The following is a 25,132-nucleotide window of genomic DNA, read 5'->3' on the forward strand; positions in this document are numbered from 1 at the left end:
GGAGAACAATGACCGCCCAGACGACCACCGTCGAAGCACCCGAACTGGCCAGCCAACGCATCGGCGCGGCGACCACCGACCGGATCTCACGCGTGCGGATCTCCCTCGCCTACCTCCCGCTAGCCGCACCGATCAGTGACGCGAAGGTCTTCGCCGGCCGGCAGAAGCCGCTGACCGAGATCGCGTTCCTCTTCGCCGAAATCGCCACCGAGGGCGGGTACGAGGGCATCGGCTTCGGTTACTCCAAACGAGCCGGCGGACCCGGAATGTACGCGCACGCAAACGAAATCGCTGACAAGTTGATCGGCGAGGATCCCAACGACATCGCCCGGCTGTGGAACAAACTCGTGTGGGCCGGGGCGTCCATGGGACGCAGTGGCCTCACGACCCAGACCATCGCTGCCTTCGATATCGCCCTGTGGGACCTCAAAGCCAAACGCGCACAATTGCCGCTGGCGAAATTGCTCGGCGCACATCGCGATTCGGTCCAGGTGTACAACACCTCCGGCGGATACCTGTCGATGGAACTCGGCCAGGTCCTGGACAATATCGACGAATCCCGGGGCAACGGCATCGGCGGGATCAAAATCAAGGTCGGTCAGCCCGACACCCGCGCCGACCTGAAACGAGTGGCCAGGGTGCGCGGACACCTCGGCGACGGATTCCCGTTCATGGTCGACGCGAATCAGCAGTGGAGTCGCACCACCGCGGCCCGCATGGGCCGGGTACTCGAACAGTTCGACCTGACCTGGATCGAGGAGCCGCTCGATTGCTACGACGCGGCCGGCCACGCCGCGCTGGCGGCATCGCTGGACACGCCGATCGCCACCGGCGAGATGCTGACCAGCGTGGCCGAGCACTGGAACCTGATCAGTGCGCACGCCTCCGACATCGTCCAGCCCGATGCCCCACGAGTCGGCGGCATCACTCCGTTCCTGCGGATCGCCGCCCTCGCCGACCACCACGGATTGAGCCTGGCGCCGCACTTCGCCATGGAGATCCACCTCCATCTCGCCGCCGCCTACCCCCAGGAACCATGGCTCGAGCACTTCGAATGGCTCGAACCGATGTTCAACGAACGACTCCAGGTGCGCGACGGCCGCATGTTCGTACCGAACCGCCCGGGCCTAGGCTTCAGCCTCAGCGAACAGGCCCTCGCCTGGACCACCGAGACCCGGAGTTTCACCGGCTGACGGTCTTCCGGGTATCACCCGATGCCGAATTAGTGTTCGACCGGTATCAACGCAGAGGTCCGACCTCCGACTCGTCGAGAGTCACATCCACACGAGTTCGGTTCCCGGGCAGCGCCGCCCACCAGTGCCCAACGCATCCCCGCCACCGCGGTGATCGAAACGATCGAGATCCTGCGCGTGGGTATGCCCTATCACGCGGGTCGACGCTCGCCGATCACCGGGCGCGCGGACAAGAACGCCGCGGCCGCACCCACGTCCGTCATGGAAGCCTTGTTGGGAAGGTGACGGATTCCTACGTCCGAACCGGCTGGGGTGAGGCGTTCGGGCACGCCGCGAACGCCGCGACATACACCGCACTCGCAGATCTGGGGGGCCCGCTGGTCCTGGCCGAACCGGCGAGTCCCGCCACGACCGGCGAGGTGGAATATCCGTTGCACCCCCGCTGCGGTCAACTCCGTTGCCGACGTCGCGATCAGCCACCCTCGGCACGAGCAGCCGCCGCCAATCCGCATAGACCACTGTCCGCCCTCCTGTCCACACACGCGACCGTCGGGGGTTGCGCTCATCCTGCGCGGCTGCAATGATCCGGATAATTGAAACCGAGGCCACGGCGGCCGAGGATCCCGAGGAGAGCAGAACCCATGGAATTCGACGACGAGCTCCGCTACGAGAAGGATGGCCCGATCCGGCGGGTCATCCTGAACCGACCCACCAAGCACAACGCCCTGAACGTCTCCATGCAGAAGCAGCTACACGAGGCCATCCGTGCCGTGCGCTTCGATGAGGAAGCCAGGGTCCTGATCATCCGCGGCGCCGGCGACACCTTCTGCGCGGGCGACGACATCGCCGAGATGCCGATTTTGAACACCCGCAAGCTCTCGTTCGACTCGGCGACCACGCTTGCCGAACCATCGAGCGACCCCGAGTGGAGCACCTACCTCATCGTCAGCATGTTCCAGGAAACAGCCGCGCTGCTCGAAAATCTCACCGACGTCGTCACTATCGCCGCCGTCGACGGCGTGTGCATGGGCGGCGGGCTCGAACTGACCCTCTGTTGCGATTTCGTGCTGACCACCCCCGACGCGCGGTGGGGCATGCCCGAGATCGACATGGGGATCACCCCCGGCTGGGGCGGATGTACCCGCCTGCAGCGGTTCGCCGGGCGCCGCCGCACCAAGGAGATCAACCTGCTGGGATACGAATTCAGCGGGCGCCAAGCCCTGGAGTGGGACCTCGCCAACCGGGTGGTCGAACGAGAAGAACTCGACACCGAGGTCAACCGTCTCGCCGAACTCATGCTCCAGAAAAGCAAATACGCCATCCGGCGGTCCAAACACGTTCTCAACCGCGCCGCCGACGGGCCCATGGGCCAGGTCGCGGCGTTCGAGCTGCCCATCGACCCCGCCGCCGGTCCCATGGACGTCCACGGCATCGACTCCTTCGCCGAAAAGAGCCAGGACCTCGCGACACTCCGGAACCAATCCCGCACCTTCTGGGCCGACCAGCGCCTCTAGCCAACCGAGCGCCCGCCTCCACCTGGGTCGCGCTTTCATGCCATCGGCGGCGCACGATGGTCGACCCCAATTATCCGTAAAATTGCAACGGGAACGACGGGCGCCGTTCCCGTCAGCAGCACAGACAAGGAGACCGATGCGGCCAGCAACCGGAAGCGGTCCGCCCCGATATCAGCAGATCATGCAGGCTATCTCCGACGAGATCTCCTCCGGCCGGATAGCGGTCGGCGAGCGGCTTCCCACCGAACAGGAGTTCTGCCTGCAGCACAATGCGGGACGCCACACGATCCGGGAGGCCGTCCGCGGCCTCGTCGATGCCGGCATGGTGGAGCGCCGCCCTCGTGTCGGCACCATCGTGATCTCGGCCGAACCGATCGCCGGCTACCGGTTGCTGCCCGCATCGTCGGAAGACATCGCCAGCAACGTCAACGCCACATGGATCGTCCGTCCTCGTGGCGAGGTGGTCGTCGCCGATGAGGTGATGGCGCGACGTTTAGGCTGCCGAGTCGGCGATCGCTGGTTCCGTTTCGCCGGCCCCCGTGTTCTGCGCGACGACCGCAAATCGGACCCGGTGTGCTACAGCGAGCAACACGTGCCCGACACTCCGGTCGCCCGCGAGGTCATCGCCACGCCGTCGCTGACCGCTGGCGATGTCGCCGATCAAACCATCGAACAGGAGATCCGGGCCGATCTGCTGACCGACGAACAGGCACTCGCTCTACACGCCGAACCGGGCTCGGCGGCCCTCGTCATCATCCGCCGACACCGGGACACCGAGGGCCACCTCATCGCCATCGGAATTCACACCCACCCCGCCGGCCGCTTCTCCATCAAAACCACGGTTGCTCCAACCACCGGCGGAAAAACCATCCCGCGCGGCACGACACCCCGCTGACAGAAGGTTTGAACGTGGGCTGCGTGGCCGAACCGAGCTAACTCGACAGTGCGAGGGATAGTCCGAGCTCGAAGTGCCTGCGCAGTTCGGCTTTGCCGTGAAAGCACCCACCGGCACGATCCCGCCGGCGCACAACAGTCGCGGCGACGAACTCAACATCGTCCGAGCAACAGGTCATGATGGCGTCGAGGTCGCGAGCATTCCACGCCGTTACCACGCATCCGCGTAAGCATCGAAATCCATGCCCGCATCGTTGTCCCCCGCTGCGATAGTCGGCCGTCGCAAGGGGCAGCTGCGTTCGAGCAGTGCCCACCCTTGCGCGGCGCGCAATCGCCATGCAATGATCCGGATGATTCGTAATGATCCGGATCAATGGACGCCGCACCGCCGGGGGGGTAACAACCCGGTGTCGACGACCACAGAGCCGCCGCGGCCGCTCGACAACGCTCTGGGCCGACCAAAGGATCTGAAACACCATGTGGGACTTCGAAACCGACCCCGCCTACCAGGCCGAGCTCGACTGGGCCGCAAGCTTCGTCCGGGAGGAGATCGCGCCGCTGCGGTATGTGATCTCCAATGTTCTCGACATCGGTGACCCGATCCGGCAGGCGCTGATTCCGCCCCTGCAGCAGTCGGTGCGTGAGCACAATCTGTGGGCCACGCACCTCGGTCCCGAACTCGGCGGGCAGGGCCACGGGCAGCTCGAGCTGGCGTTGCTCAATGAGGTGCTGGGTGAAGAGCCGATCGCGCCGATCGTGTTCGGCTGCCAGGCACCCGACACCGGCAACGCCGAGATTCTGGCCCATTACGGCACCGAACAGCACAAGCAGACCTACCTGCAGCCCCTCCTCGACGGCCAGATCTTCTCCTGTTATTCGATGACCGAGCCCCATGGCGGCTCGGACCCGACGGCGTTCACCACCACCGCGGTGCTCGATGGCGACGAATGGGTGATCAACGGTGAGAAGTGGTTCTCCTCGAACGCCCGCTATGCCTCGTTCCTGATCGTCATGTGCGTGACAGAGCCCGACAGTCCGGCCTATCAGCGGCAGTCGATGATCATCGTGCCCAGCGATACGCCCGGTATCGAGATCGTGCGCAATGTCGGTATCGGCGACGAGAGGCCCGACGAGGGAACCCACGCCTACATCCGCTACCACGATGTACGCGTGCCGAAGGAGAATGTGCTCGGTCGGCGTGGCGAGGGATTCATCGTCGCTCAGACCAGGCTTGGTGGGGGTCGGATCCACCATGCGATGCGGACCGTAGGGATGGCCCGCCAAGCGCTGGAGATGATGTTGGAGCGCGCTGTCTCTCGACGAACACAGGGCGAGTTGCTCTCGAAAAAGCAACTCGTTCAGGAGATGATCGCCGAATCATGGCTCGACCTGCAGCAGTTCCGCTTATTGGTGTTGCAGACAGCCTGGAAGATCGACCGGTACCAGGATTACAAGCGGGTCCGGGGTGATATCTCGGCGGTCAAGGCCGCGATGCCCGGTGTCCTCAACCGGATCGCGTCTCGTGCGCTTCAGGTGCACGGTTCGCTTGGCTTGAGCAACGAGATGCCGTTCGTCGACATGTTGTTGAACGCATATCTCGTCGGCTTGGCCGACGGCCCCACGGAGGTCCACAAGACGACATTGGCACGTTCCCTGTTCCGCGACGTGAAACCCGCCGACGGGCTCTTCCCGAGTCAGCACATCGTTGCCCAGCGAGAAGCGGCCCTCGCCCGGTATGCCGACGTGCTGGCCGCACACGGCCGATGAGCGGCGCCACCGAGCCGGTACGCTCCGGCGACGAACTGGACTGGGACGCACTCGAATCGCATCTGCGCGCACATCTGGACCTTCCGGCAGGTCGGCCGGAAGTCCGCCAGTTCACCGCCGGCCGCGCCAACCTCACGTACCTGGTGGACGTCGACGGCTTTCGCATCGTGGTACGTCGTCCACCGCGCGGCGCTCTGGCGCCCGGTGCGCACGACATCGCGCGTGAGTACAAGGTGCTGTCCCGCCTGTGGGCGGTCTATCCGCCGGCGCCCCGTGCTCTGCACTTCTGCGCCGATGCATCGGTGATCGGCGCACCCTTCATCGTCATCGAGCACCGAGCGGGCGAGATCGTCAGAGATCACATACCGCCGTCGATGACTCACCATCCCGAGGTCGGCCGGCGGCTGTCCCTCGCGCTGATCGACACCATGACCACGTTGCACGCGGTCGATGTGGACGACGCCGGACTGAACGATCTGGGCCGGCCGCAGGGATATGCCGAACGCCAGGTGTCAGGATGGCTGGACCGATGGCGCAGAGCCGCCCCCGACGACGGACCGGCCGCCATGGAGGTGGTCGCGATCGAGCTCGCCGAGAGTTTGCCTGCGCCGCAGCGGGTTTCGATCGTCCACAATGACCTCAAGCTCGACAACTGCCAGTTTCAGGCCGACGACCCCGACACCGTCTCCTCGGTCTTCGACTGGGACATGGCCACTCTCGGCGATCCGCTGTTCGACCTGGCAAATCTGCTGGTTGCCACCCAAGGCAGCGCAGTGCAGACAGCATCCCCGGAAGAGGTCATCGCACGGTATGCCGAGCAGTCCGGCGCCGACCTCAGTGGCCTGGCGTGGTATGAGGCGTTCGCCCGGTGGCGCTCCGCAGTAGTCGTCCAGCAGCTGTACAACCGCCATGTACGCGGCGACAGCTCGGACGATCGCCTGGCCGCCTTGGGCGCCCTGGTCCCGGCGATCGCGGCCGACGCTCGGAGGGCGCTCGATGATCGGTAGCCGAACCACGTGCCCAGCGCAGGGGGCGGTCCCGCGTTCGACCGAACATATCTGCCGCGCAACGTATCTCAGGTGGATTCGACCGTCGCACAGATGGGAGCAGCAATGGATAGGTCCGACCGGTGGACAGTTCATTCGCCTGAGATGCTCGAATGCCCGGAGGTTCGCCGAATGAGCCCAATACCGGCACCCGACCCGCTGTTCGATCTCGCCGACAAGGTTGTCCTCATCACCGGTGGCAGCAGAGGACTCGGGCGCGCAATGTGTCTGGGTTTCGCCGATCGTGGCGCGCGCGTGGTCGTGTGCAGCCGTAAATCCGACGCCTGCGAGGCTCTCGCGAAGGAGATCGATTCCCGCGGTGGCGAATCGTTCGCGCGAGCCTGCCATGTCGGCGACTGGCGGCAGTTGGATGGGCTGATCGACGATGTCATCGAGCGTTATGGACGGCTGGATGTGCTGATCAACAATGCCGGCATGTCACCGATCGCGCCCTCACTGCTCGAGACGCCGGAAGGACTCGTCGACAAAATCATCGACATCAATTTCAAAGGGCCCCTTCGCCTCACCGCCCTGGCCGCCACCGCGATGACGGCGACCGGCGGTGGGTCGATCATCAACATCAGCTCGTTGGCCTCGCGGCGCCCGACCCCGATCACCACCGCATACAGCGCCGCCAAGGCTGGGCTGAACGCGCTGACACAGGCGTCCGCACAGGAATACGCGGCAGTCGGCGTGCGGATCAACGCGATCATTTGCGGCACCTTCGACACCGACATCACCACAGGTTTCGTGCGCAACCCCGACATCGCGCCAACCGTGGTGGAACCGATCGCCCTGCACCGCATCGGCCGGCCGGACGAAGTGGTGGGCGCCGCGCTCTATCTGGCGTCGGCGGCATCCTCCTACACCACAGGATCGTTCATCACCATCGACGGCGGTGTCGCGCCGTGAAATCCTGGGTGTGCAACACACTGACCGGAGAATCGGGACTGTCCCTGGAAACCAGAGCGCGGCCCGCATGCGGCGCGGACCAGGTCCGAGTCCGCAATCACGCCGCCGCGTTGAACTTTCCCGACACACTGATCACGAGAGGGCTCTATCAACTCGCACTCGAGCCGCCGTTCGTACCGGGCAGCGAGTTCGCCGGAACCATTACCGAGGTCGGCGACAATGTCGCCGAGTTTCGTGTGGGCCAACGAGTCCTCGCGCTGACCGGCTATGCCGCCTTCTCCGAGGAAGTACTGGTCACACCCCCCGGGCAACAGCTTCACCGGATTCCTGACGGCATGCCGTTCACCGATGCGGCCGGTCTCACCCTCACCTACGGCACCGCCATCCACGCGTTGACTCAACGCGGGCGGTTGAAACGCGATGAGACTCTGCTGGTCCTGGGCTCGGCCGGCGGATGCGGTAGCGCCGCGGTCCAGATCGGTGCCGCGATGGGTGCCCGGGTGATCGCCGCGGCGAGCACCGACGCGAAATGCCGGACAGCCCGAGAAATGGGCGCCACCGACACCATCAACTACGGCACCGAGGACCTACGCACACAACTGTTGCGGCTCACCGACGGAGCAGGCGCGGATGTAATCTTCGATCCCGTCGGCGGCAGCCTATTCGATCAGGCCAAACGATGCGCGGCATGGAACGGCCGCTACCTCGTTGTCGGATTCGCCGCAGGCGACATCCCCCAGCTCGGAATCAACTACACGATCTTGAAATCGATATCGGTGACCGGCGTCGCCTACGGGATGTCGGCTATCAAGGATCCAGCCACGAATATCACAAATATCAATCAATTGTTCGACTGGTACACCGACGGTCGAATCAGACCGCTCATCGGCTCCATCTACCCCCTCGAAGCCCTCCCCGACGCCTGCGCAGCCCTGTGGGAACGGCGTGCCACCGGCAAAACCGTCATCACATTCGCATCCTAGACAACGAGCACGGGCGCTGCCGATACGAGACGAGATACCAATGACCGAGACCACACAACCCCTCACTCCGAATCAAATCCACCAAGCGAGGGACAAAATCACCGGGCCCGGCCAATTCTGCGAGGTCGATACCCTGTTACTTGCAGGCAACGAATACCGGGCGTTCAAGCATGCTCCCGCAACCGTCATAGATATTCTGGACGGCGCCCGCGCCCATGGGGACGCGGATTTCCTGGTCTACGAGGACCAACGGTACAGCTACAAGCGTTTCTTCGACGGGACCGACGCGCTGGCCGCCGCCCTGCAATCCAGTTACGGGATAGTACGAGGAGACCGTGTGGCGATCGCGATGCGAAATAGTCCCGAGTGGATGATAGCGTTCGCCGCCGCAACCCTTGTCGGCGCGATCGTGGTGCCGATAAACAGTTGGGGCAACGCCGAAGATCTCACGTTCGCCCTCGCCGACTGCACACCACAGTGCATCATCATCGACCAACACCGCCACCAACTGCTCCCGCCGCACCGAACGCACGGGTACCACGTGATCGTCACGGATGTCGCCGATCCCTCACCCGAAGCGGGATACCGCTCCTTTGGCGCCGTGGTCGCGGAATTCACCTACCAGCCGTACACCCACCACACCGCGTCGGCCGAGGATCCAGCAGTAATTCTGTACACCTCGGGAAGCACCGGATTTCCCAAAGGCGCGGTCCACCGTCATGCCGCGATCTGCCAGTCCCTGATGGCGATGATCTACCTCGGCCTGCTTCTCCTCGAACTGGAAGGCCCCCGAGAACACCGCGGCGGCGCTACGACAGACTCGCCCATACTTACCGTGCCGCTATTCCACGCCACAGGGCTGATCAGCGGCCTGTTGATGCCGGCATACGTCGGGCAAAAAGTCGTTCTCCTACGCAAGTGGAATGCGCAAGCGGCGCTTCGAGCGATAGAGACCGAACAGGTAACCATTCTCTCCACCGTTCCCACCATCCTTCTCGATCTGCTCGGACATCCCGAATTCGACAACTACAACACCACAACCCTCTCCCGAGTCGCGTCCGCCGGCACAGCGACGCCTCCAGGGCTTCCCGAATTGATCGAGAAGAAGCTAGGTCGGGTAAGCCGGTCCTCCGGATACGGAATGACCGAGACAATGGGGGTGGGAGCCACCATGAGCGGAGCCGTCTTCGACCTCCAGCCCCTCAGCGCGGGATACGCCTCACCGATCATGGAGTTCCGTTTCGTCGACGCCGAAGGGAAGGTGAACCCTGCGGGGACCGGCGGTGAGATACAACTACGCGGGATAACCTGTAGCCCCGCATATTGGGGCATGCCCTCGGCAGACCTGCTCACCGACGACGGATGGCTGCGAACCGGTGATGACGGCTACCTCGACCGCGACAACTATCTCCACGTCACCGGCAGAATAAAGGAGATCGTGATACGCGGCGGAGAAAACATCCACCCCGCCGAGATCGAAAGCGTCGCCCACCGCCATCCCGCAGTGCGGGAAGTCGCCGTGTTCGGCGTCGACGACGGGCGAATGGGCGAAGAACTCGCCATGGTCTACGTCCTCCAGGCGAACCGGACCACCACAGCAGACCAGATCAGACAATTCCTCACCAAACACCTCCCGCCGCACAAGATGCCGAAATTCCTCACCGAATCACCTCATCCCCTTCCACGCAATGCGAGCGAGAAGGTCCACAAACCGAAAGTCAAGGCAATGTTCCATCCTCATATCGACACAGCAGCCACCGGCCCGACGATGGCGGCCACGCCGACAGGTGTCGCAGGAGCTACGCACAATTGCGCGAGCATCAGCGAAGTCCCATGAGCCAGGTCGCAGTTGTCACCGACGGTCACTGTCACTCTCGCATCGGCGGGGCGACGGCGGTACCGATAAACCGTATCCGCGTGGAGAGCTGCTGATCGAGTCGGAACTCCTGATTCCCGGCTATTTCAAGCGACCCGAGTTGAACGACGAGATCTTCGATGCCAACGGTTTCTATCACACCGGAGACGTGATGGCCGAGCTCGAGCCGGATCATCTGGTCTATGTCGACCGCCGCAACAACGTGCTCAAACTGTCGCAGGGCGAATTCGTGGCGGTATCCAAGCTGGAGGCTGTCTATGCTGTGAGCCCGCTGATCCGCCAGATCTACGTCTATGGCAGCAGCGAACGCCCCTATCTGCTCGCGGTGATCCGCGGTGTGGCATTACCCGACGCGAAGTTTCAGGCCGCCGCGGAGGCCGCGAACCTCGGCTCCGAAGACGACATACCGCACCTCACCCCAGCGCTGATCGAAAAGTACACCAGCGACCAGTGCCCGAAAGGAGCCGGTTTCGCCCACCTGGGCACTGAGCGCCGCGAGCTGTTCGGTCGGTGACGCAGGCGATGGCCCTCTCCACAGGGAGGTCTCGAACCGCCGTGTTGAGCAGTTCACCGTCGCGATCGACCAGGACGAGGACGTCGGCAATGTCCAACAGTGCCAGCGAACAGGCACGTCCCATACATAGCACTGGCTGCGCTGGTGATCACGGCGACACATTCCCGGCCGCCGGTTATGAGGCGACCGCCGTCGCAGTGATAGAGAGTCGCTGATGCCGACGGACCAGCAGGCTGTCGAACCATCTCGGGGCACGCTCCGGGTCGAGTTCGAAGTTGCGGGTCTGCTCGAGCAGCGCCCTGAGCACCGCGCAGGCCTCGATGCGTGCAAGAGCGGCGCCTACACAGTGGTGGATTCCGTGCCCGAAGGCCAAATGGTGCCGAGGAGCGCCGCGTTCGAGGTCCACAAGGTCCGGATTGTCGAACTGTGCGGGGTCTCGGTTCCCAGCGGCGAAGAGCAGCAACGCCGTGGAGCCGGCCGCGATGTCGACGCCGCCGAGCGTGGTGTCGTGTGGGACACTGCGCATCATCTGCCGAAACGGCGACTCCAGACGCAACGTCTCTTCCACGAAAACGTCGACGTCCTGCGGGTACTCACGCAGCCGCTGCTGCAGAGCCGGATCCTCGGCGAGCAGCCGGACCGCATTGCCGATCAGGCTGGTGGTCGACTCCCCGCCCGCGCTCAGCAGCGTATGCAGCATGATGGTGGCCTCACCCATCTCCAGGGTTCCGGCGTCCAGCGCCCGCCGCACGGCCGACAGGATTCCCTCCTCCTCGTCGTCATCGCCCGCTGCGATGACCTGTTCGGTGATCCAGCCCTGGATGTCCCCGATACGGGTGACGAGGCCGTTGAGCTGATCCAGCGACATCGTGCCGCCGACCATCGTGGTGGAGTCGAACGCAGCGTCCAGCAGTTGCGCAGGGTCGGTGTCGCGGAAACCAATCAGTTTCGCGATCACGGTGATCGGTACCACATTGCCGATCGCTGCCATGAACTCGAAGGTGTGATCGCGCAGCGCCCGCTCGACGGTGGCTGCGGACAGCGCGCAGATGTCGCTTTCGAGGGTGCGCATGCGCTTCGCCACCAACTCCGGGAACACTGCGCGCCGCTGCCTGGTGTGCGCTGGTGGGTCGGCGGTTGCCAGCGTCGGCACGGCCGACCCACCGAGGTCGAGGCGGGCGGGTAGCCCGTCCGAATCGCGGTACAGCAGGCACCGCATCGTGGAGGAGAAGTCCGCTGTCCGTGTCACGGCCTCCGACAGCAGCGCGAAGCTGCTGATCGCGACGATGTCGGTGCCAGGCACCGCCCACACGGGCGCCTGCGCCTGCAGCGTCCGGTAGAAGTCGTAGGGGTCGTCGAGGACCGCCGGATCCAGCAGCATCCAGGCACTCAGGTCGGTCATCTGTCCCCCGAGAGCTGGGTGAAGACGCCCAAAGCGTCGCCGTATACGCGAGATTCGGTGATTCTGTCGCCAACCACCGCATAGACCTCGCAGGTCTGTACGTCGATCTCACGATGGGTCGGTGCGATCCCCCCGTAGACACCGGTGTGTACGCCCCGCAGCGTCCAGCGGGCGCAAGCGTGCCCACTACATCCGAACAACAAATCCTCCTGCAGGTGTAGCCGATCGAACGCCATGACCATCTGGCTCAGGCTTTCCCGAACATCAGACAGCGTCAACGGCGTATCGAGTCCATCCACCCAGCGCAGCGCGTCTGGGGAGAACCCGGCCAGGTAGCCGGCCACGTCTCCGGAATTCAACGCGGCGATGCATCCACGGATGAGGTCTTCTTCTGAGCCGCTCACCATGAGCACTCCCCTTCACTGCACTCCACCTTCACTGTGGACACTCATTCACTATGGTGGACATGCGTCCACAATTCAAGGGTCATCAGTGGTTTACAGTTGAATCCGTGACGGATACGGTGCGCGAAGACATGCGCAGTCAGCGCCGGGCCGCCCGCCGCGCAGAGGCAATTTCAGACGTCCTCGACGCCGCCGAAAGGGTGTTCGGCGAGGACGGGCTGCGCGACGGATCGCTGCGCCGGATCGCCGACCTGTCCGGCTACTCGACGGCAGCGATGTACAAATTCTTCGACAGCAAGCACGACCTGGTAGCCCAGACCCTCAGTCGGCGAGCCGACGAATACCTCGCCGAGCTCCGTCGCGCCGCCGAGTCCGAGGGAACGGCACTGGAACGGTTGCACCGGGTCGTCGACACTGCGGCCGTGTATTTCCGAGCGCGGCCCGACTTCCGGTCGGTGCTGCGGCAGGTGCAGGGCGGGTCAGCCATCGTCGGCCCGGTGCTGGCTGCCTTCGCCGACGATGTCTATGGCCGATTCGCGCAGGCCATGAACCTGATGGCCGACCTGATCGGCGAAGGGCAGGAGACCGGCGAAATCAGGGCCGGTAAGCCTGCCGCACTGGCCCACCTCGCGTCGGTGCTGATCAACGAATTCGCGCTCGCGGATGCGGATCTGACCGCCGAGGACTTTCACGCCGTGTTCGACGGTGCGTTGCGCGCCCCCGCGGCCTCGCACGGCCCTGGGCACTGAGGCAGCCGAGGGTCATCGATACAGGTGTCCGACAGAACCGCGCCCGGCGAGACTGCTCAGCGCCGTCACGCGTCCCGCGCCAGAACCGTGAAGGGTTCTGGCGCGGGACGCGTGATCATTTCACCGGGAGGTGCTGGCCGACGGTTGCGTGGCTGAGTAGCAGGCGTTTGCGCAGAAGATCCAGTTTGGCGGCCGAAGCACTGGCGCTTGTGGTGCTTGATTTTATGAACGGTGCCCTCAACAGGGCCATTGCTCCACGGAAGCGTCAGCCCGGCGGTGACCGCGGCAAAGTCGGGTTCGAGCCCGGTGACGAACGATTGCAGCGCTGGCACGGCACGGACCTGAACGAAGTCGTCCCAGCAGCGCCGCTCGGGAAATGGCAGCGGCGATCACGTCTTCCGGATCGGACGCGGCCGCGAACCGCCGCGCCGTCTTCCGGTCGATGCCAAGCTCTTTCGCGATCGTGCGCAGGCCCATGCCCTGACCTCGCCACTGTTGCCCCGCCTCGTAACGCTCGGTCGTGCGGGCCCGCAACTGCCCGAACCGATCCCGATCTCAGATGTTTGCATCTGCGGAATCGAATTGAATGGCGTGCGGCGCACCACGTCTGGCACCCTCGGCATAGTCGCCCTGCTCGCGGTGGCGGTCGGCCCACCGCTTCGCGGTCGTGGGCGAGACCTGGAACCGCTCGGCCGCTCGTCGCAGCGGCCACCGCTCGTCCACGACACAATCATGGACGATCCGGACGCGGCCGCCCGCGCGCCGCCGTGCGGTCGATGCACGAGTGCACGATTGGTTGACGGCGCGGTGGACCGCAACAGGTCGACCGCCAACGCTTCTGGAACGATCGCTCTGCTGACTCGAGGATGCTCTCCGCCGGCGTGTGACCGATGATCGGGTCCGTGGGGGGTTTCCGATATCCGTAGCCGGGCGGGAGGTCGAACGGACCGGCCAGCCGCCTGGGCTGGGCAGTGGCAGTCGAGCCCGGTGGCCTCGTCTGGGTGTGGGGCGCGGTGTGTTTGCTGGGTGTCCCTCGGGTTCGTCACCGTCTTACGGTGCAGGCGTGAGCGTGTCGCTGCTGCGTAGGCTCAGGCTTTCGTCGCGCGGTCGCAACGGTAGGCCAGTCGCGGCGGAACCCGCTGGCCCTGAACGCGTTGAGCCCCAGGGACTTCGAATATGCTCTCGCGGCGCTGTGTCGGCGAGATGGATGCAGCGACGTGCAGGTGGTCGGCCGGGCCGGAGACCTGGGAGCGGACGTGCTCGCCCGCTCCCCTGACGGACGCGGATAGTGTGGCAGGCCAAAAGATATCACCACAGCCGTAGTGTCGGGTCCCAGCATGTGCAGCGGTTCGGCGGCACCGCCCGAACCACCCACGCGCAGACCTACACCGCCAACGCAGGTATCCACCTCATGGCAGCCAAAGCGCTCACCGCGTGGGACTCGCAGACAGGCCCCGCCGCCTGGGGCGGAATATGCGCTACCCCAGCACATTTCAAGAACGATGCCGACACCCGACCGGCAGCGAAGTCAACGCGCGATGTCAATGTAGATGGTCCGGGCGACAACGGACCCGAGTCGACGAGGGCTTTCCTCGACCAAGCCAGGTAGATTCAGCCGTGGTACCGGACCACAATGCCACTGGATTCAGCGAGCATTCGACGACGGCGTGCCTGTGTGTTGCGGCGTGCCTGTCGACGCCGACGACGAATCGGTAGTAGTCCGCGACGATGGTCGATGCGGTGTTCTCCTCCAGCCGGGGTGACCGGCGTCGGCCCGGGTGACAGTTACTACGAGGCAGACCTGTAATGAGCCACAACCGTTCCTGCGGTTGGACAAGCTTCTGATCAGGCCATCGTGGTGGGCCGGGGCGGCGCCGGCTTTCAGACCGAGAGGACAACTCCCGGGAAGAACACCTTTACGGGGCCAGGCGATTCACGAGTCAAACCCGGTCTGAAGAACCGGCACCACCCTGCCGGCCAGCCCCAGGCCAGCCACCACCAACACTTACAGGCGATTCCATACGGCAAGGCCAGCGTCCGCTCCATCTGTCTCTGTTCGACAGCCAAAGAAGACACTCCGTTGTTCGACGAGATCTCCGGTGCTCTGCCACCCGAGGCCGATCGGTCACTTCGGAGTTTCTCATCTGCCACTGGAACGGTCGTGCCTTCCGGCTTCGGCCCAGATCCGCGACGAGACAGTGGCTGACATCCTGTTCGTCGTTTCAGGTCAGCTGGGCGAGGGTTTCGAAATGGCTGAAGGCCGGAGTTCCCGATAGGTGGTCTTGGATTGTTGCCCGGTACTGCCGGTAGGTGTTGCCGTCACGGAATGCGTGATGGGCTTCGATACTCGCCCATTCGATGAGCAGGATGATCTTGTCGGGCTCTTCGACGCCCTGGACGACCGTCACGCCGCGGCAGCGGTGATCACTGTTGACCAGTTCGGCTCCCGTGACGATCGCATGCGCGGCTTGTACGCCCGCATCGGTGCTCACGGGTATGACAGCAATTTCCAGTACAGTCATGGCTTCTTCCTGTTTTGCGGGGGGTTATGCCACCGCCGTAGTAGGGGCGACCGGCGCTGGATCTGGTTGTGGCCGGCGCAGCAGGATCAGTACTGCCAGGGCTCCGGCGAGCGCGAGGGCTCCGCCGATCAGGAAGGCTGGTGTGTAGCTTCCGGTGATCTGGACCACGGCGCCGGTCACGATGGGTGCCAGGATGCCGGCCAGGGTGGAGCACATTTGGATGGTCCCCGCGAGGCGGCCGGTGTAAGCAGGGGCAGTCAGAGCCACGATCAGTGACTGGTACTGGTAGCTGGCCAGGAGGAAGAAGATGGCGACACAGACCAGCACGAGCGCGACGGTCGGCGACCGCACGAATGGTGAGGGCCCGAAACATACCGCGACCGCGATGAGGCAAACGATGATCATCCACTTGCGCGGCTGCACAAGACTGCCGGTTCGGGTGACCAGCCGGTCGGCGACAAGACCGCCGAGGATAAGCCCTGCGCTCGCGGCGATCCAGGGGATCGTGGCGATCGCCCCGAGGTCGGTCTTGCGTACTCCGCGGGCGCTGACCAGGTACGTCGGATACCAGGTGAGGAACATGAACAGCACCCAAGAGTAGGCGAAGAACGCGATCGACAACGCCAGCACGTGCGGCTGGCGCAGTAGTGACCAGAATCGCGGCGTGGTGTCCGGGCCGGTTGTCGAGGCGTCTGTGGTGTCGTGGTCGGCGTTGATGTAGGCGCGTTCGGCGGTATCGGCACTCGGGTGATCGGCGGGGCGGTCGCGGGCGATGAACCACCAGGCCGCACTCCACAGGACGCCGAATCCGCCGAGGATGACGAAGGTCGGACGCCACCCCATGGTGGTGCTGGCCCACACGACCAACGGGGTGGCAATGATCGGTCCGATCGTGGTTCCGGACTGGGCCAGATTCAGCATGGTCGAGGTCTGCCGTTTGGGGAACCAGTTCGCGGTCAGGGTGGTGCTGATCGGAGCTTGTGGGCCTTCGCCTGCGCCGAACAGCAATCTGGCCACGATCAGCGAGGAGGCGTTCCATGCGGCGGCGGTCAGGGGAATAGTCAGTGACCATGCGAGCATGCAGATCGTGTACGCCTTGCGGATGCCGATCCGATCCACCATGAACCCGCCCAGCAGCGCGAAGGGTGAGTAGGTCCAGAAGAAGGCGCTCAGGATGACGCCCCACAATGCGGGCGCGAAGTGGAATTCGGCCAGGATGAACGGCGCGGCCACCGACAAGGCGACTCGATCCCCGTAGTTGATCAGGCTGGCTGCGAAGTTCATCGCGAACACGCGGTAGCGGATGGTCGTCATCGTCGACTCCAGGTAGAACGTGCGGCATGGGCCGCGTTGAGGCAGGACCGGGGCGTCAGGCCGCGGTGAAGTGCGCGAGTTCGGTGTAGATCCGGTCCGTGCCGGGGATCAGTGCCGCGGCGAGTGCGCCGGCGGCGGGGATGCGGGAGTCGGCCGTGCCGATCCGCAGCGCTCGGCCGGACAGGGCGCCTGCTTCCAGGGCTCGGGTGATCACTTCGCCGCCGAATCCGCCGGTGGTGTTGGCCTCGTGGACGACGGCGAGTCTGCCGCCGGTGCCTGCCAGCGCGTGGTGCAGTGCGTCGTGATCGAACGGGTTCAGCCATGGTGTCTCCAGCACCGTCACCTCGATGCCGTCGCGGGCGAGCCGGTCGGCGGCCTCGATCACCCGGTGGGTGATGGCGCCCCAGGTCACGACGGTGGCGGCCGGACCGGTGCGGCGCAACCGGGTTCCGCCGATCGAGGCCACGGGCCCGTCGGTGACGACCTGCTGTTTGTCGCCCGAATACAGGGTGCGGTTGTCGATGACAACGACCGGGTCGTCGCAGTGCACGGCCGACATCATTAGGTCGAACGCGTCCTGCGGGGTGGAGGGGATCGCGACTCGCAGGCCCGGGATGTGGGTGATCAGCGCTTCGATGTTCTGCGAGTGCTGCGCGCACGCGCCCGGCGAATTGCCTTGCTGGGTCCGTACCACCAGGGGTGCGGTCAGGCGGCCCTGGGAGATGTAGCGAACGTTGGCGGCCTGGTTGATCATCTGATCGAACGCGACGAAAAAGAAATCGGCCCACATGATCTCCACGATCGGCCGACGCCCCATCATGGCGGCGCCGACGGCGGAGCCCAGGATCGCGGATTCGCTGATCGGGGTGTCGAACACGCGGTCGCCGAAGTCTTTCCACAGCCTGCGGGTCACCCCGTGCACGCCACCGGGTTTGGCGACGTCCTCGCCGTAGAGCAGGGTCTCGGGGATCTCGTGCAGGCAACGGCGCAACGCGGCGTTCACCGCCGCGGCATAGCTGAGCTCAGGCATAAAGGTGCTCCTTCGCGGTGGCAGGGTCGGCGATCGGATCGGTAAGTGCCTGTGCGGCGGCGGCGGCGACCTCCTCGCGGGCGGCACGCTCGATACGTGCGGTGTCGACGCCGGTGCGGACGAGTTCGGCGGTCGCGACGGCGATCGGCTCGATCAGGGCGTCGGCCTCGAGTTCCCGGGGCGGGCGGTATTGCTGCACGTCGCCGATGTAGTGGCCGACCAGCCGCTGGGTGATGGTTTCGATGAACCCCGGCCCGCCGCCGTCGCGCGCGGTGGCGGCGAACTCGGCGACGGTGGACCGGATCGCTGCCGGATCGTTGCCATCGATGCGGCGAGCACGGATTCCCAGGGCGGTCGCCCGGTCGGTCAACTGCTCGTTGGCGACCATCTCCCGGATCGGCGTCAGCTCCGAGTATCGGTTGTTCTCGCAGATGAACAGCACCGGCAGACCGTAGGCGGCCGCGAAGTTCATCGCCTCGTACACCGCGCCCTGATTCATGGCCCCGTCACCGAATACCGACATCGCGAGGCGGCCGGTGCCGTCGTAGCGGCCGGCCAGTGCCGCGCCGACCGCGTGCGAGGCGCCTGCGCCCACGATCGAGTTCTCGCCGTAGAACCCGTATTCGGGGGCGCTGAAGTACGCCGAACCGCCGCGGCCGCCGTTCACTCCGGTCGCGCGGCCCAACAATTCGGCGAACAACGGCTGTATCGGGGTTCCGCGAGCGATCGCCCAGCCGTGGCCTCGATAGGTCGCGAACAGTGCGTCGGCCGCGCCGAGTGCGTCACAGGCTCCGACGGGACCGGCTTCCTGGCCGATGCACAAGTGCACCGAACCGGGGATATCACCGGTCTTGTGCAGGGCTTGGATCTTCTCCTCGAACGCTCTGATCCGCCACATCGCGTGCAGATCGGCCGAGAGTTGATTGTTGGTCATAGGCACCTCCACTGGGTGAACGACGGTAACCGCACCTGGAAAGTCAAACGATTGACCTACCTAAACACAGGGCTTCGCGAAACGCAATATCCGATGTGAACTCCCAATAACCCTTGCAGTCCACGCATGCACGACGTACGTTGAGTCAATCGTTTGACTCGTGTGGTGATCGAAGGAGTGTGATGAATACGCAGCGGTTCGAGATGCTGCTGGGCCTGTACGGCGACGAGCCGATGACCCGGATCTTTTCCGAGCAGGAAACAATCCGGTCGTGGCTGCGGGTCGAGGTGGCGCTCGCCGCCGCCCAGGCCGATCTCGGCGTGGTCGAACCCGCCGACGCGCAGGCGATCGCCATCGCTGCGAAGGTCGACACGATCGACCGTGATCGGCTCTGGAGCGAGACCCGCACTGTCGGATATCCGATCCTGTCGCTGGTCCGTCAGATCGATGCGGCGCTACCGCACGCTCATCGGGGCCGTGTGCATTACGGTGCCACCACCCAGGACATCATGGACTCCGGGCTCGCGGTGCAACTGGACGCCGCCGCACAACGGCTGGGTGTGTTGCTCGGTGAGTTCGGTGACGCGCTGGCACCACTGGCCCGAGTCCATGCGGGCACGGTGATCGCCGGGCGCACGCACGCGATGCAGGCCGTGCCAACCACGCTCGGCGCAAAATTGGCCACCTACCTTGCCGAACTTTCGCGCCATCGGGAGCGCCTCGCCGCGGCACGAACGAGAGCGGCGGTCGTGTCGCTGTTCGGCGCGGCGGGTACCTCCGCAGCCTATGGCGAGCATGCGACACCATTACGCGCCGCAGTCGCGCAGCGGCTCGGACTATCGACCACCGAGGTTGCCTGGCATGTCTCGCGCGACGGGCTCGCCGAATTCGGTGCGGTCTGCTCGCTGCTCGCCGGCACCTGTGCTCGGTTCGCCCGCGAAGTAGTCGACTTGTCCCGCACCGAGATCGGCGAGGTCGCCGAGGCGTCGGGTCATCATCGCGGGGCCTCGTCCACGATGCCGCAGAAGGCCAATCCGATCGAGTCCGAAGCGGTTATCGGCGCCTCTATCACCGCCGGCGCACTGAGTTCGGCATTGTTTCGCATCATGGAGGCGGGCCACGAACGTGCCGCCGGCGAGTGGCAGGCCGAATGGCAGGTGCTGCCGCAACTGGTGTGCCTCAGCGCCGCCGCACTGCGGACCGCCACGTCGATCACTACAGGCCTGCAGGTATTTCCCGCAGCCATGCTCGCCAACCTGAACGCAGACGGCGGGCTGGTGATGGCCGAGGCCTACATGATGAGCCTGGCGCAACGGATCGGCCGCGAACAAGCCCACGACATCGTCTACCTGGCGGCCGCTCGATGCCGCAGCACCGGGGAGGCTCTGCACAGTGCGATACGTGCCGAACTGCCCGCCGACATCGCCGATACGGTCGAAGAACTGACCCCCGAGTCCTACCTCGGCCGGCCCCGCCAGGCCGTGGAAGCAGCTCTGGCCCTGTGGCATACCTGCCCTTGACCCTCAATCAGCCCCAGAACAAGGAGGTTCGGTGGACCGTTTCACCGGAAAGACCGTGCTCGTCACCGGCGCGGGCGGCGGAATAGGACGCGCCTGCGCGACCCTGCTCGCCACCCAAGGCGCCCGCGTCGCCGTCGCCGACATCGCCGACGAACCCGCCCGCGCGACTGCGGAGCTGATCACCGCCGCCGGCGGGCTTGCCCACGCGTACACGATGGACGTGACCTCGAGCCAGCAGGTGCACGACACGGTAGCCGTGGCCCAGGACGATCTCGGACCGATCACCCTGGCGGTGTCGGCGGCCGGCATCATTCGCGATCAGCCATTCCTCGAACTGAGCGAAGAGGGGTGGGACACAACGATGTCAGTCAACCTCAAAGGAACTTTCCTGCTTTTCCAGACCGTTGCCCGACACGCGCAACGCCACGGCGGTGGGGCCATGGTCGCGATCGCCTCGGTCGCCGGCCGCAGCGGCCGACCCACCGCAGCGGACTACGCGGCCAGCAAAGCTGGTGTCATCAGCCTCGTGCGCTCTGCGGCCCTGGCCCTCGCACCATCCCAGATCACCGTCAACGCTGTCTGCCCAGGCGTCGTCGATACCGAGATGACCCGCGCGATCCACCAGCGCCGCGCCCGGATCAACCACATCACCGCCGAGGAATCGTTCGCCCAGCAAGCAGCGCAGATCCCGCTGGGCCGCATCGTATCCCCCACCGAAATCGCCGAGGCCGCAGCGTTTCTGCTCTCACCCACGGCATCCACCATCACCGGGCAGGCACTCAACGTCTGCGGCGGCCTGGAAATGAACTGAGAGACCATGTTGCACGGAGTTTGGCACTTCAGCTTCACCGTCGCCGATCTGGACACCTCGATCGACTTCTACACCCATCAACTCGGCTTCGAGCTGATTCACACCCAGGAACAGAGCAACGACTACACCCGCCGCCTGGTCGGCTACCCCGACGCGCACCTGCGGATCGCCCAGCTGGTCGTGCCGGGTCAGCCCCGCGGGCTGTCCAGCCACGACCTGGAACTGGTGCAATACCTGCAGCCCGTCGGCAGCCGCGGCGACGCGCAGATCTGCAACCCCGGCGCCGCGCACCTGGCGGTGGCCGTCGACGATATCCACGCCCGCTATCGCGCACTGACCGCAGCGGGCGTCACCTTCTACTCCCCACCCAACGACATCACCGCCGGGATCAACGCCGGCGGATACACCTGCTACTTCGAAGATCCCGACCGGATCGTGCTCGAAATGGTACAACCACCCGCACACCGGCTTACCGAATCGAGGACCCGGCCATGACCAGCCCAACCATGACAGACGACGAACTCATAGCCCTGTTCGACCGCTGCTCCAACACCGGCAGGTGGGGTCCCGACGACGAACTCGGTACCTTGAACTACATCACCGACGACACCCGCGCCGCCGCGGCCGCACTCGTCACCCACGGCCGCAGCGTGTCCATCGGGCGCGATCTGTCCACCGTCGCCGATCAGCTCAACACCGACCCCCTGCGACACCGGATGCTGTTCGACGCCACCCCGCCCACCTCGGCACTGGACAGTATCGAACTGGCGACACACGGCTTCGCCGTCACCCACCTCGACGCCGTCACCCACGTGTTCTGGGACGGCAACGCCTACAACGGCCGCCGCGCCGAACACCTCATGCGCCCCGACGGGCTGCGCGCCGGCTCGATATACGCCCAGCGCCACGGAATCTTCACCCGCGGCGTACTACTGGATATCACCGCCGTTCGCGGCGTCACCTATCTGGACCCCGGCGACGTTGTCACCGCCGCCGACCTCACGGCCGCCGAACACCTGGCCGGTACCACCATCACCCGGGGTGACGCGGTATTCGTCCACGTCGGCCTCGAACGCCGCGAGGCCGAGCACGGCACCGAGAACCCCGCTGTTCGCGCCGGTCTGCACGCCGACTGCCTGCCCTGGCTGCACGACCGCGAAGTGGCCGTCTACAGCGGCGACTGCGTCGAACAGATCCCCTACCCCAGCGCCACGGTCCCCCTCCCGCTGCACCAGATAGGCTTGGTGGCAATGGGATTGGTACTGCTGGACTGCCCCCGCCTCACCGACCTCGTCGAGATCTCCACCGAACTGAGCACCGCCCAATTCCTGCTGACCGTCGCACCGCTGCGCATCCCCGGCGCCACCGGGTGCCCGGTCAACCCGCTCTGCCTGTTCTGATCTCGACGTCCAGCCCACGGACCGATACTCCCGCGGGCGCACGGCCGAAATCGCCGAAACCCAGGGTGGAGCGGGTGGTGATTTCCGGGACGCTCGGGATCGGGCAACGTGCGTACCGGCGATACCGAATTACTGATCTACAGTGAGCAGCACCCGGTCAGTGGGACGAAAGGTGGGGTATGCCCGAGAGATCGAAACCGGCACGGCCCCCCAAAGTCACGCTCAAAGACGTCGCAAGCCTGGCCGGGGTGGATCGATCGGTGGTCTCCCGCATCGTCAACAACGACCCCAACCTCAACATCCGGCCCCAGACGCGCCAACGCGTGCAGCAGACCATCGACAAACTCGGTTACCGACCCAACGCGGCCGCACGCAGTCTGCGCACCGCGCGTGCCTACATGTTCGGCCTGCTGATTCCCGACTTCGCGAACCCCGTCTACGCGGAGATCATCGCCGGCGCCGAACGTGCCGCCGGCGAACTCGGCTATGCGCTGATGACCGCGAGCTCGGCCGGAGTCCGGTTCGCCCTGCCCCACTACCTCGAACTCATCGGGCAAGGCCGCGTGGACGGGCTTCTGTTCGCCGGCGAGGAAACCGGACACGAACTCGAACAGCTCCGAGCCTCGAAAATCCCCTGGGTACTGGTCAACAGACACACCGAAGGCTCACCCCGATATGTCATCCTCGACGACGAACGCGCCGGCCACCTCGCAGTCGACCACCTCGTTACCCTCGGACACCGGCGCATCGCCCACCTCGCGGGCCCAGCCGGGGCCGATACCGCCCAGCGCCGGCGCGCCGGATATCTGTCCGCCATGGCCGCCGCGCAACTGCCCACCACCCCCGGCCTTATCGCCCACGCCGACTACACACCCGCGGGCGGCGCCGCGGCCATGCAGGAACTGCTGTCGATCCCGCACCCCCCCACCGCAGTATTCGTCGCCAACGTCGCCTCCGCTGTCGGCGTCCTACACGCCATCCATGAGCGAGGGCTATCCGTCCCCCACGACATCTCGGTCATCGCCGTCCACGACATGGCACTCGCCAGCCACCTCGTCCCGGCCCTCACAACCGTACGAATGCCGCTCGAACAACTCGGACACCGAGCCCTCGAACTACTCGCACAACGCGAACCCACCGAACCCATTGCCGAAATCGTCACCGAACCCGTCGAGCTGATCGTGCGCCAATCCACCGCGCAACCTCCCAACCACGACAACCCGACCGCACCGTAACGGGCGGGGGAAATACGCCAGCCGAACCTCGGAGATGACAGCGAGGTCCAGATCCCACTGGATTCGGCGCCGTCGATCAGGCAGACTTCCGACCGCAGGCCTACGGCGCCGAAGCCAATGAGCCACAACCGATTCGGTTGGGCAAGCTTCTGATCGGGCCATCGTGGTGGGCCGGGGCGGCGCCGGCCCTTCGAGCTGATTGGACAACTCCCGGGAATGACACCCACAACGGGGTCAGACGATTCACGAGTCACACTCAGCCCGAAGAACCAGCACCACCCTGCCAGCCAGCCCCAGGCCGGCCACCCCAAACACCTACAGACGATTCGATGTCGGCACGCGCTGGCATCACCGATAGCGCAAATTGGCGACAATGCCCGCCAAACGCGAATCATCGGCCACATAACGCGGACCGACGGGCGGTCGGAGGAATCGCGCCGACGGACTACCTAGCCTCGTCGTTGTGCAACATCTAGTGCGCCTTCCGGATTTTCAGACCCTCGACGCCACCAGCGGCGGCCTCCTCGGTGTCAACGAGATGTTTCTCAGCTCTCGGGCAGCGTTGTGACAGCACCAGAAAGGACCATCATGACCACCTCAAACCACATCTCGGTGTCAAGCGAGCGAGCCATCGAGAACCTGATCTCGTCGTATGCGCTTCTCCACGACGACGTCGACATCGCCGGGCTCGGCGAACTGGTCGCTGACGCTTTGTGCCCCTTCGACGACACGACCGCCCGCGATGGGCACGGGCAATGGGGCGAGGCGCTCGCCCGTACCGTCATCAACGCCGAGGAGGACTGCCGATCCACGACCACTTACGAAATCACCAACCTCAGGCTCGAGGTCGATGAGGTAGCTGGCACGGCTGTCGGCCATGCGTACTGGACCGTGTATCAGGCGGCGTCGGGCACACCACGCCAACCCGTCCTCATCGGCCGCTACCTCGACCGCTTCGAGCGCTGTAACGGACAGTGGCGCTTCGCCGAGCGGATCGCGACAAACCAGCGGACCGCGACAAACTCTGGTGGGCAGCGACATGCGCTGCTGCACTTCGGGGATTCACACCGCAGCGCTGACCGGTAACGTCCGCGCTGCGCAGCACCCGCACC

General features: G+C 65.2%; 23 protein-coding genes and 2 pseudogenes. 18 read left to right on the top strand and 7 right to left on the bottom strand.

Translation table 11 applies throughout. The features are described 5' to 3' along the window. Window positions 1-8 precede the first annotated feature (8 nt). The 10 genes and pseudogenes from ON40_RS14485 to ON40_RS54580 all read left to right on the top strand — a co-directional run. On the top strand, window positions 9-1,193 hold the full coding sequence (locus ON40_RS14485; RefSeq protein WP_051193109.1) for an L-talarate/galactarate dehydratase: 1,185 nt from the start codon (window positions 9-11) through the stop codon (window positions 1,191-1,193). A gap of 150 nt (window positions 1,194-1,343) precedes the next feature. Continuing rightward, window positions 1,344-1,478, top strand: a complete 135-nt coding sequence (locus tag ON40_RS55480) for a hypothetical protein (RefSeq protein WP_281033033.1) — start codon at window positions 1,344-1,346, stop codon at window positions 1,476-1,478. A gap of 356 nt (window positions 1,479-1,834) precedes the next feature. Beyond that, complete coding sequence (locus tag ON40_RS48160; RefSeq protein ID WP_051193110.1) at window positions 1,835-2,707, top strand: enoyl-CoA hydratase/isomerase family protein; 873 nt, start codon at window positions 1,835-1,837, stop codon at window positions 2,705-2,707. Window positions 2,708-2,843: 136 nt separating this feature from the next. Beyond that, window positions 2,844-3,602, top strand: a complete 759-nt coding sequence (locus ON40_RS14495) for a GntR family transcriptional regulator (protein WP_063713000.1) — start codon at window positions 2,844-2,846, stop codon at window positions 3,600-3,602. A 476-nt stretch (window positions 3,603-4,078) separates the two neighbouring features. Continuing rightward, window positions 4,079-5,368, top strand: a complete 1,290-nt coding sequence (locus ON40_RS14505; RefSeq protein ID WP_040822786.1) for an acyl-CoA dehydrogenase family protein — start codon at window positions 4,079-4,081, stop codon at window positions 5,366-5,368. Then, window positions 5,365-6,375 carry a phosphotransferase family protein gene (locus tag ON40_RS14510; protein WP_040822788.1) on the top strand — a complete coding sequence of 337 codons (1,011 nt, stop codon included), beginning with the start codon at window positions 5,365-5,367 and terminating at the stop codon, window positions 6,373-6,375. Before ON40_RS14505 ends, ON40_RS14510 begins: the two co-directional genes overlap by 4 nt. A 171-nt stretch (window positions 6,376-6,546) precedes the next feature. Next, a complete protein-coding gene (locus tag ON40_RS14515) occupies window positions 6,547-7,326 on the top strand; it encodes an SDR family NAD(P)-dependent oxidoreductase (protein ID WP_051193112.1) in 780 nt (259 codons plus the stop codon). Beyond that, a complete protein-coding gene (locus ON40_RS14520) occupies window positions 7,323-8,309 on the top strand; it encodes an NADPH:quinone oxidoreductase family protein (RefSeq protein ID WP_051193113.1) in 987 nt (328 codons plus the stop codon). The genes ON40_RS14515 and ON40_RS14520 overlap by 4 nt, the downstream gene beginning before the upstream one ends. 40 nt (window positions 8,310-8,349) lie before the next feature. Further along, window positions 8,350-10,146 (top strand): class I adenylate-forming enzyme family protein, encoded by a 1,797-nt coding sequence (locus tag ON40_RS14525; RefSeq protein WP_063713001.1) that lies wholly within the window; start codon window positions 8,350-8,352, stop codon window positions 10,144-10,146. 61 nt (window positions 10,147-10,207) lie between these two features. Next, window positions 10,208-10,516: pseudogene (locus tag ON40_RS54580) on the top strand (hypothetical protein); the annotation flags it as partial. A 358-nt stretch (window positions 10,517-10,874) separates the two neighbouring features. Here ON40_RS54580 and ON40_RS14535 read toward each other — a convergent pair. Both ON40_RS14535 and ON40_RS14540 read right to left on the bottom strand, forming a co-directional pair. Next, complete coding sequence (locus ON40_RS14535) at window positions 10,875-12,101, bottom strand: cytochrome P450 (protein WP_040822791.1); 1,227 nt, start codon at window positions 12,099-12,101, stop codon at window positions 10,875-10,877. Further along, entirely contained in the window at window positions 12,098-12,508 is a 411-nt protein-coding gene (locus ON40_RS14540; RefSeq protein ID WP_157186294.1) for an ester cyclase, read from the bottom strand. Before ON40_RS14540 ends, ON40_RS14535 begins: the two co-directional genes overlap by 4 nt. 104 nt (window positions 12,509-12,612) lie before the next feature. Here ON40_RS14540 and ON40_RS14545 point away from each other — a divergent pair, with 104 nt between their 5' ends. After that, window positions 12,613-13,254, top strand: a complete 642-nt coding sequence (locus ON40_RS14545) for a TetR/AcrR family transcriptional regulator (protein ID WP_157186295.1) — start codon at window positions 12,613-12,615, stop codon at window positions 13,252-13,254. A gap of 591 nt (window positions 13,255-13,845) precedes the next feature. On the opposite strand, the pseudogene ON40_RS56045 reads toward ON40_RS14545, so the two are convergent. Beyond that, window positions 13,846-13,995 (bottom strand): annotated as a pseudogene (locus ON40_RS56045) (helix-turn-helix domain-containing protein); the annotation flags it as partial. A 413-nt stretch (window positions 13,996-14,408) separates the two neighbouring features. Between ON40_RS56045 and ON40_RS56050 the strand changes: the two are divergent. Continuing rightward, window positions 14,409-14,543, top strand: a complete 135-nt coding sequence (locus tag ON40_RS56050) for a restriction endonuclease (RefSeq protein WP_218008791.1) — start codon at window positions 14,409-14,411, stop codon at window positions 14,541-14,543. Window positions 14,544-15,476: 933 nt separating this feature from the next. Here the strand turns inward: ON40_RS56050 and ON40_RS14550 are convergent. The 4 genes from ON40_RS14550 to ON40_RS53210 are packed head-to-tail and all read right to left on the bottom strand — an operon-like array spanning window position 15,477 to window position 19,054. Then, window positions 15,477-15,776 (bottom strand): antibiotic biosynthesis monooxygenase family protein, encoded by a 300-nt coding sequence (locus ON40_RS14550; protein ID WP_051193114.1) that lies wholly within the window; start codon window positions 15,774-15,776, stop codon window positions 15,477-15,479. Between the two features lie 24 nt (window positions 15,777-15,800). Then, window positions 15,801-17,090 carry an MFS transporter gene (locus ON40_RS14555; protein WP_040822798.1) on the bottom strand — a complete coding sequence of 430 codons (1,290 nt, stop codon included), beginning with the start codon at window positions 17,088-17,090 and terminating at the stop codon, window positions 15,801-15,803. Between the two features lie 55 nt (window positions 17,091-17,145). Continuing rightward, complete coding sequence (locus ON40_RS53205; RefSeq protein ID WP_040822801.1) at window positions 17,146-18,120, bottom strand: alpha-ketoacid dehydrogenase subunit beta; 975 nt, start codon at window positions 18,118-18,120, stop codon at window positions 17,146-17,148. Beyond that, window positions 18,113-19,054, bottom strand: coding sequence for a thiamine pyrophosphate-dependent dehydrogenase E1 component subunit alpha (locus ON40_RS53210; protein WP_040822804.1), 942 nt, complete (start codon window positions 19,052-19,054; stop codon window positions 18,113-18,115). The genes ON40_RS53205 and ON40_RS53210 overlap by 8 nt, the downstream gene beginning before the upstream one ends. Window positions 19,055-19,236: 182 nt before the next feature. On the opposite strand from ON40_RS53210, the gene ON40_RS14570 reads away from it, so the two are divergent. From ON40_RS14570 to ON40_RS14595, 6 genes are all read left to right on the top strand, one after another. Continuing rightward, complete coding sequence (locus tag ON40_RS14570; protein ID WP_245567802.1) at window positions 19,237-20,574, top strand: class-II fumarase/aspartase family protein; 1,338 nt, start codon at window positions 19,237-19,239, stop codon at window positions 20,572-20,574. Between the two features lie 31 nt (window positions 20,575-20,605). Continuing rightward, complete coding sequence (locus ON40_RS14575) at window positions 20,606-21,385, top strand: SDR family NAD(P)-dependent oxidoreductase (RefSeq protein ID WP_040822806.1); 780 nt, start codon at window positions 20,606-20,608, stop codon at window positions 21,383-21,385. 6 nt (window positions 21,386-21,391) lie between these two features. Further along, entirely contained in the window at window positions 21,392-21,880 is a 489-nt protein-coding gene (locus ON40_RS14580; RefSeq protein ID WP_040822808.1) for a VOC family protein, read from the top strand. Further along, entirely contained in the window at window positions 21,877-22,785 is a 909-nt protein-coding gene (locus ON40_RS14585) for a cyclase family protein (RefSeq protein ID WP_040822809.1), read from the top strand. The genes ON40_RS14580 and ON40_RS14585 overlap by 4 nt, the downstream gene beginning before the upstream one ends. 179 nt (window positions 22,786-22,964) lie before the next feature. After that, window positions 22,965-24,020: a LacI family DNA-binding transcriptional regulator gene (locus tag ON40_RS14590; protein WP_063713002.1), complete on the top strand. Its 1,056-nt coding sequence runs from the start codon at window positions 22,965-22,967 to the stop codon at window positions 24,018-24,020. Window positions 24,021-24,608: 588 nt separating this feature from the next. Then, complete coding sequence (locus tag ON40_RS14595; protein WP_051193117.1) at window positions 24,609-25,106, top strand: nuclear transport factor 2 family protein; 498 nt, start codon at window positions 24,609-24,611, stop codon at window positions 25,104-25,106. Window positions 25,107-25,132: the final 26 nt, after the last annotated feature.

Origin of the sequence: Nocardia jiangxiensis NBRC 101359 (assembly GCF_000308615.1) — a bacterium.
GTDB lineage: Bacteria > Actinomycetota > Actinomycetes > Mycobacteriales > Mycobacteriaceae > Nocardia > Nocardia jiangxiensis.

Bases quoted from the DNA above. Each gene is read 5' to 3' on its own strand.
- ON40_RS14485 (WP_051193109.1), top strand. From the start codon at position 9: ATGACCGCCCAGACGACCACCGTCGAAGCACCCGAACTGGCCAGCCAA.
- ON40_RS48160 (WP_051193110.1), top strand. From the start codon at position 1,835: ATGGAATTCGACGACGAGCTCCGCTACGAGAAGGATGGCCCGATCCGG.
- ON40_RS14495 (WP_063713000.1), top strand. From the start codon at position 2,844: ATGCGGCCAGCAACCGGAAGCGGTCCGCCCCGATATCAGCAGATCATG.
- ON40_RS14505 (WP_040822786.1), top strand. From the start codon at position 4,079: ATGTGGGACTTCGAAACCGACCCCGCCTACCAGGCCGAGCTCGACTGG.
- ON40_RS14510 (WP_040822788.1), top strand. From the start codon at position 5,365: ATGAGCGGCGCCACCGAGCCGGTACGCTCCGGCGACGAACTGGACTGG.
- ON40_RS14515 (WP_051193112.1), top strand. From the start codon at position 6,547: ATGAGCCCAATACCGGCACCCGACCCGCTGTTCGATCTCGCCGACAAG.
- ON40_RS14525 (WP_063713001.1), top strand. From the start codon at position 8,350: ATGACCGAGACCACACAACCCCTCACTCCGAATCAAATCCACCAAGCG.
- ON40_RS14535 (WP_040822791.1), bottom strand. From the start codon at position 12,101: ATGACCGACCTGAGTGCCTGGATGCTGCTGGATCCGGCGGTCCTCGAC.
- ON40_RS14540 (WP_157186294.1), bottom strand. From the start codon at position 12,508: ATGGTGAGCGGCTCAGAAGAAGACCTCATCCGTGGATGCATCGCCGCG.
- ON40_RS14550 (WP_051193114.1), bottom strand. From the start codon at position 15,776: ATGACTGTACTGGAAATTGCTGTCATACCCGTGAGCACCGATGCGGGC.
- ON40_RS14555 (WP_040822798.1), bottom strand. From the start codon at position 17,090: ATGACGACCATCCGCTACCGCGTGTTCGCGATGAACTTCGCAGCCAGC.
- ON40_RS53205 (WP_040822801.1), bottom strand. From the start codon at position 18,120: ATGCCTGAGCTCAGCTATGCCGCGGCGGTGAACGCCGCGTTGCGCCGT.
- ON40_RS53210 (WP_040822804.1), bottom strand. From the start codon at position 19,054: ATGACCAACAATCAACTCTCGGCCGATCTGCACGCGATGTGGCGGATC.
- ON40_RS14570 (WP_245567802.1), top strand. From the start codon at position 19,237: ATGAATACGCAGCGGTTCGAGATGCTGCTGGGCCTGTACGGCGACGAG.
- ON40_RS14580 (WP_040822808.1), top strand. From the start codon at position 21,392: ATGTTGCACGGAGTTTGGCACTTCAGCTTCACCGTCGCCGATCTGGAC.
- ON40_RS14585 (WP_040822809.1), top strand. From the start codon at position 21,877: ATGACCAGCCCAACCATGACAGACGACGAACTCATAGCCCTGTTCGAC.
- ON40_RS14590 (WP_063713002.1), top strand. From the start codon at position 22,965: ATGCCCGAGAGATCGAAACCGGCACGGCCCCCCAAAGTCACGCTCAAA.
- ON40_RS14595 (WP_051193117.1), top strand. From the start codon at position 24,609: ATGACCACCTCAAACCACATCTCGGTGTCAAGCGAGCGAGCCATCGAG.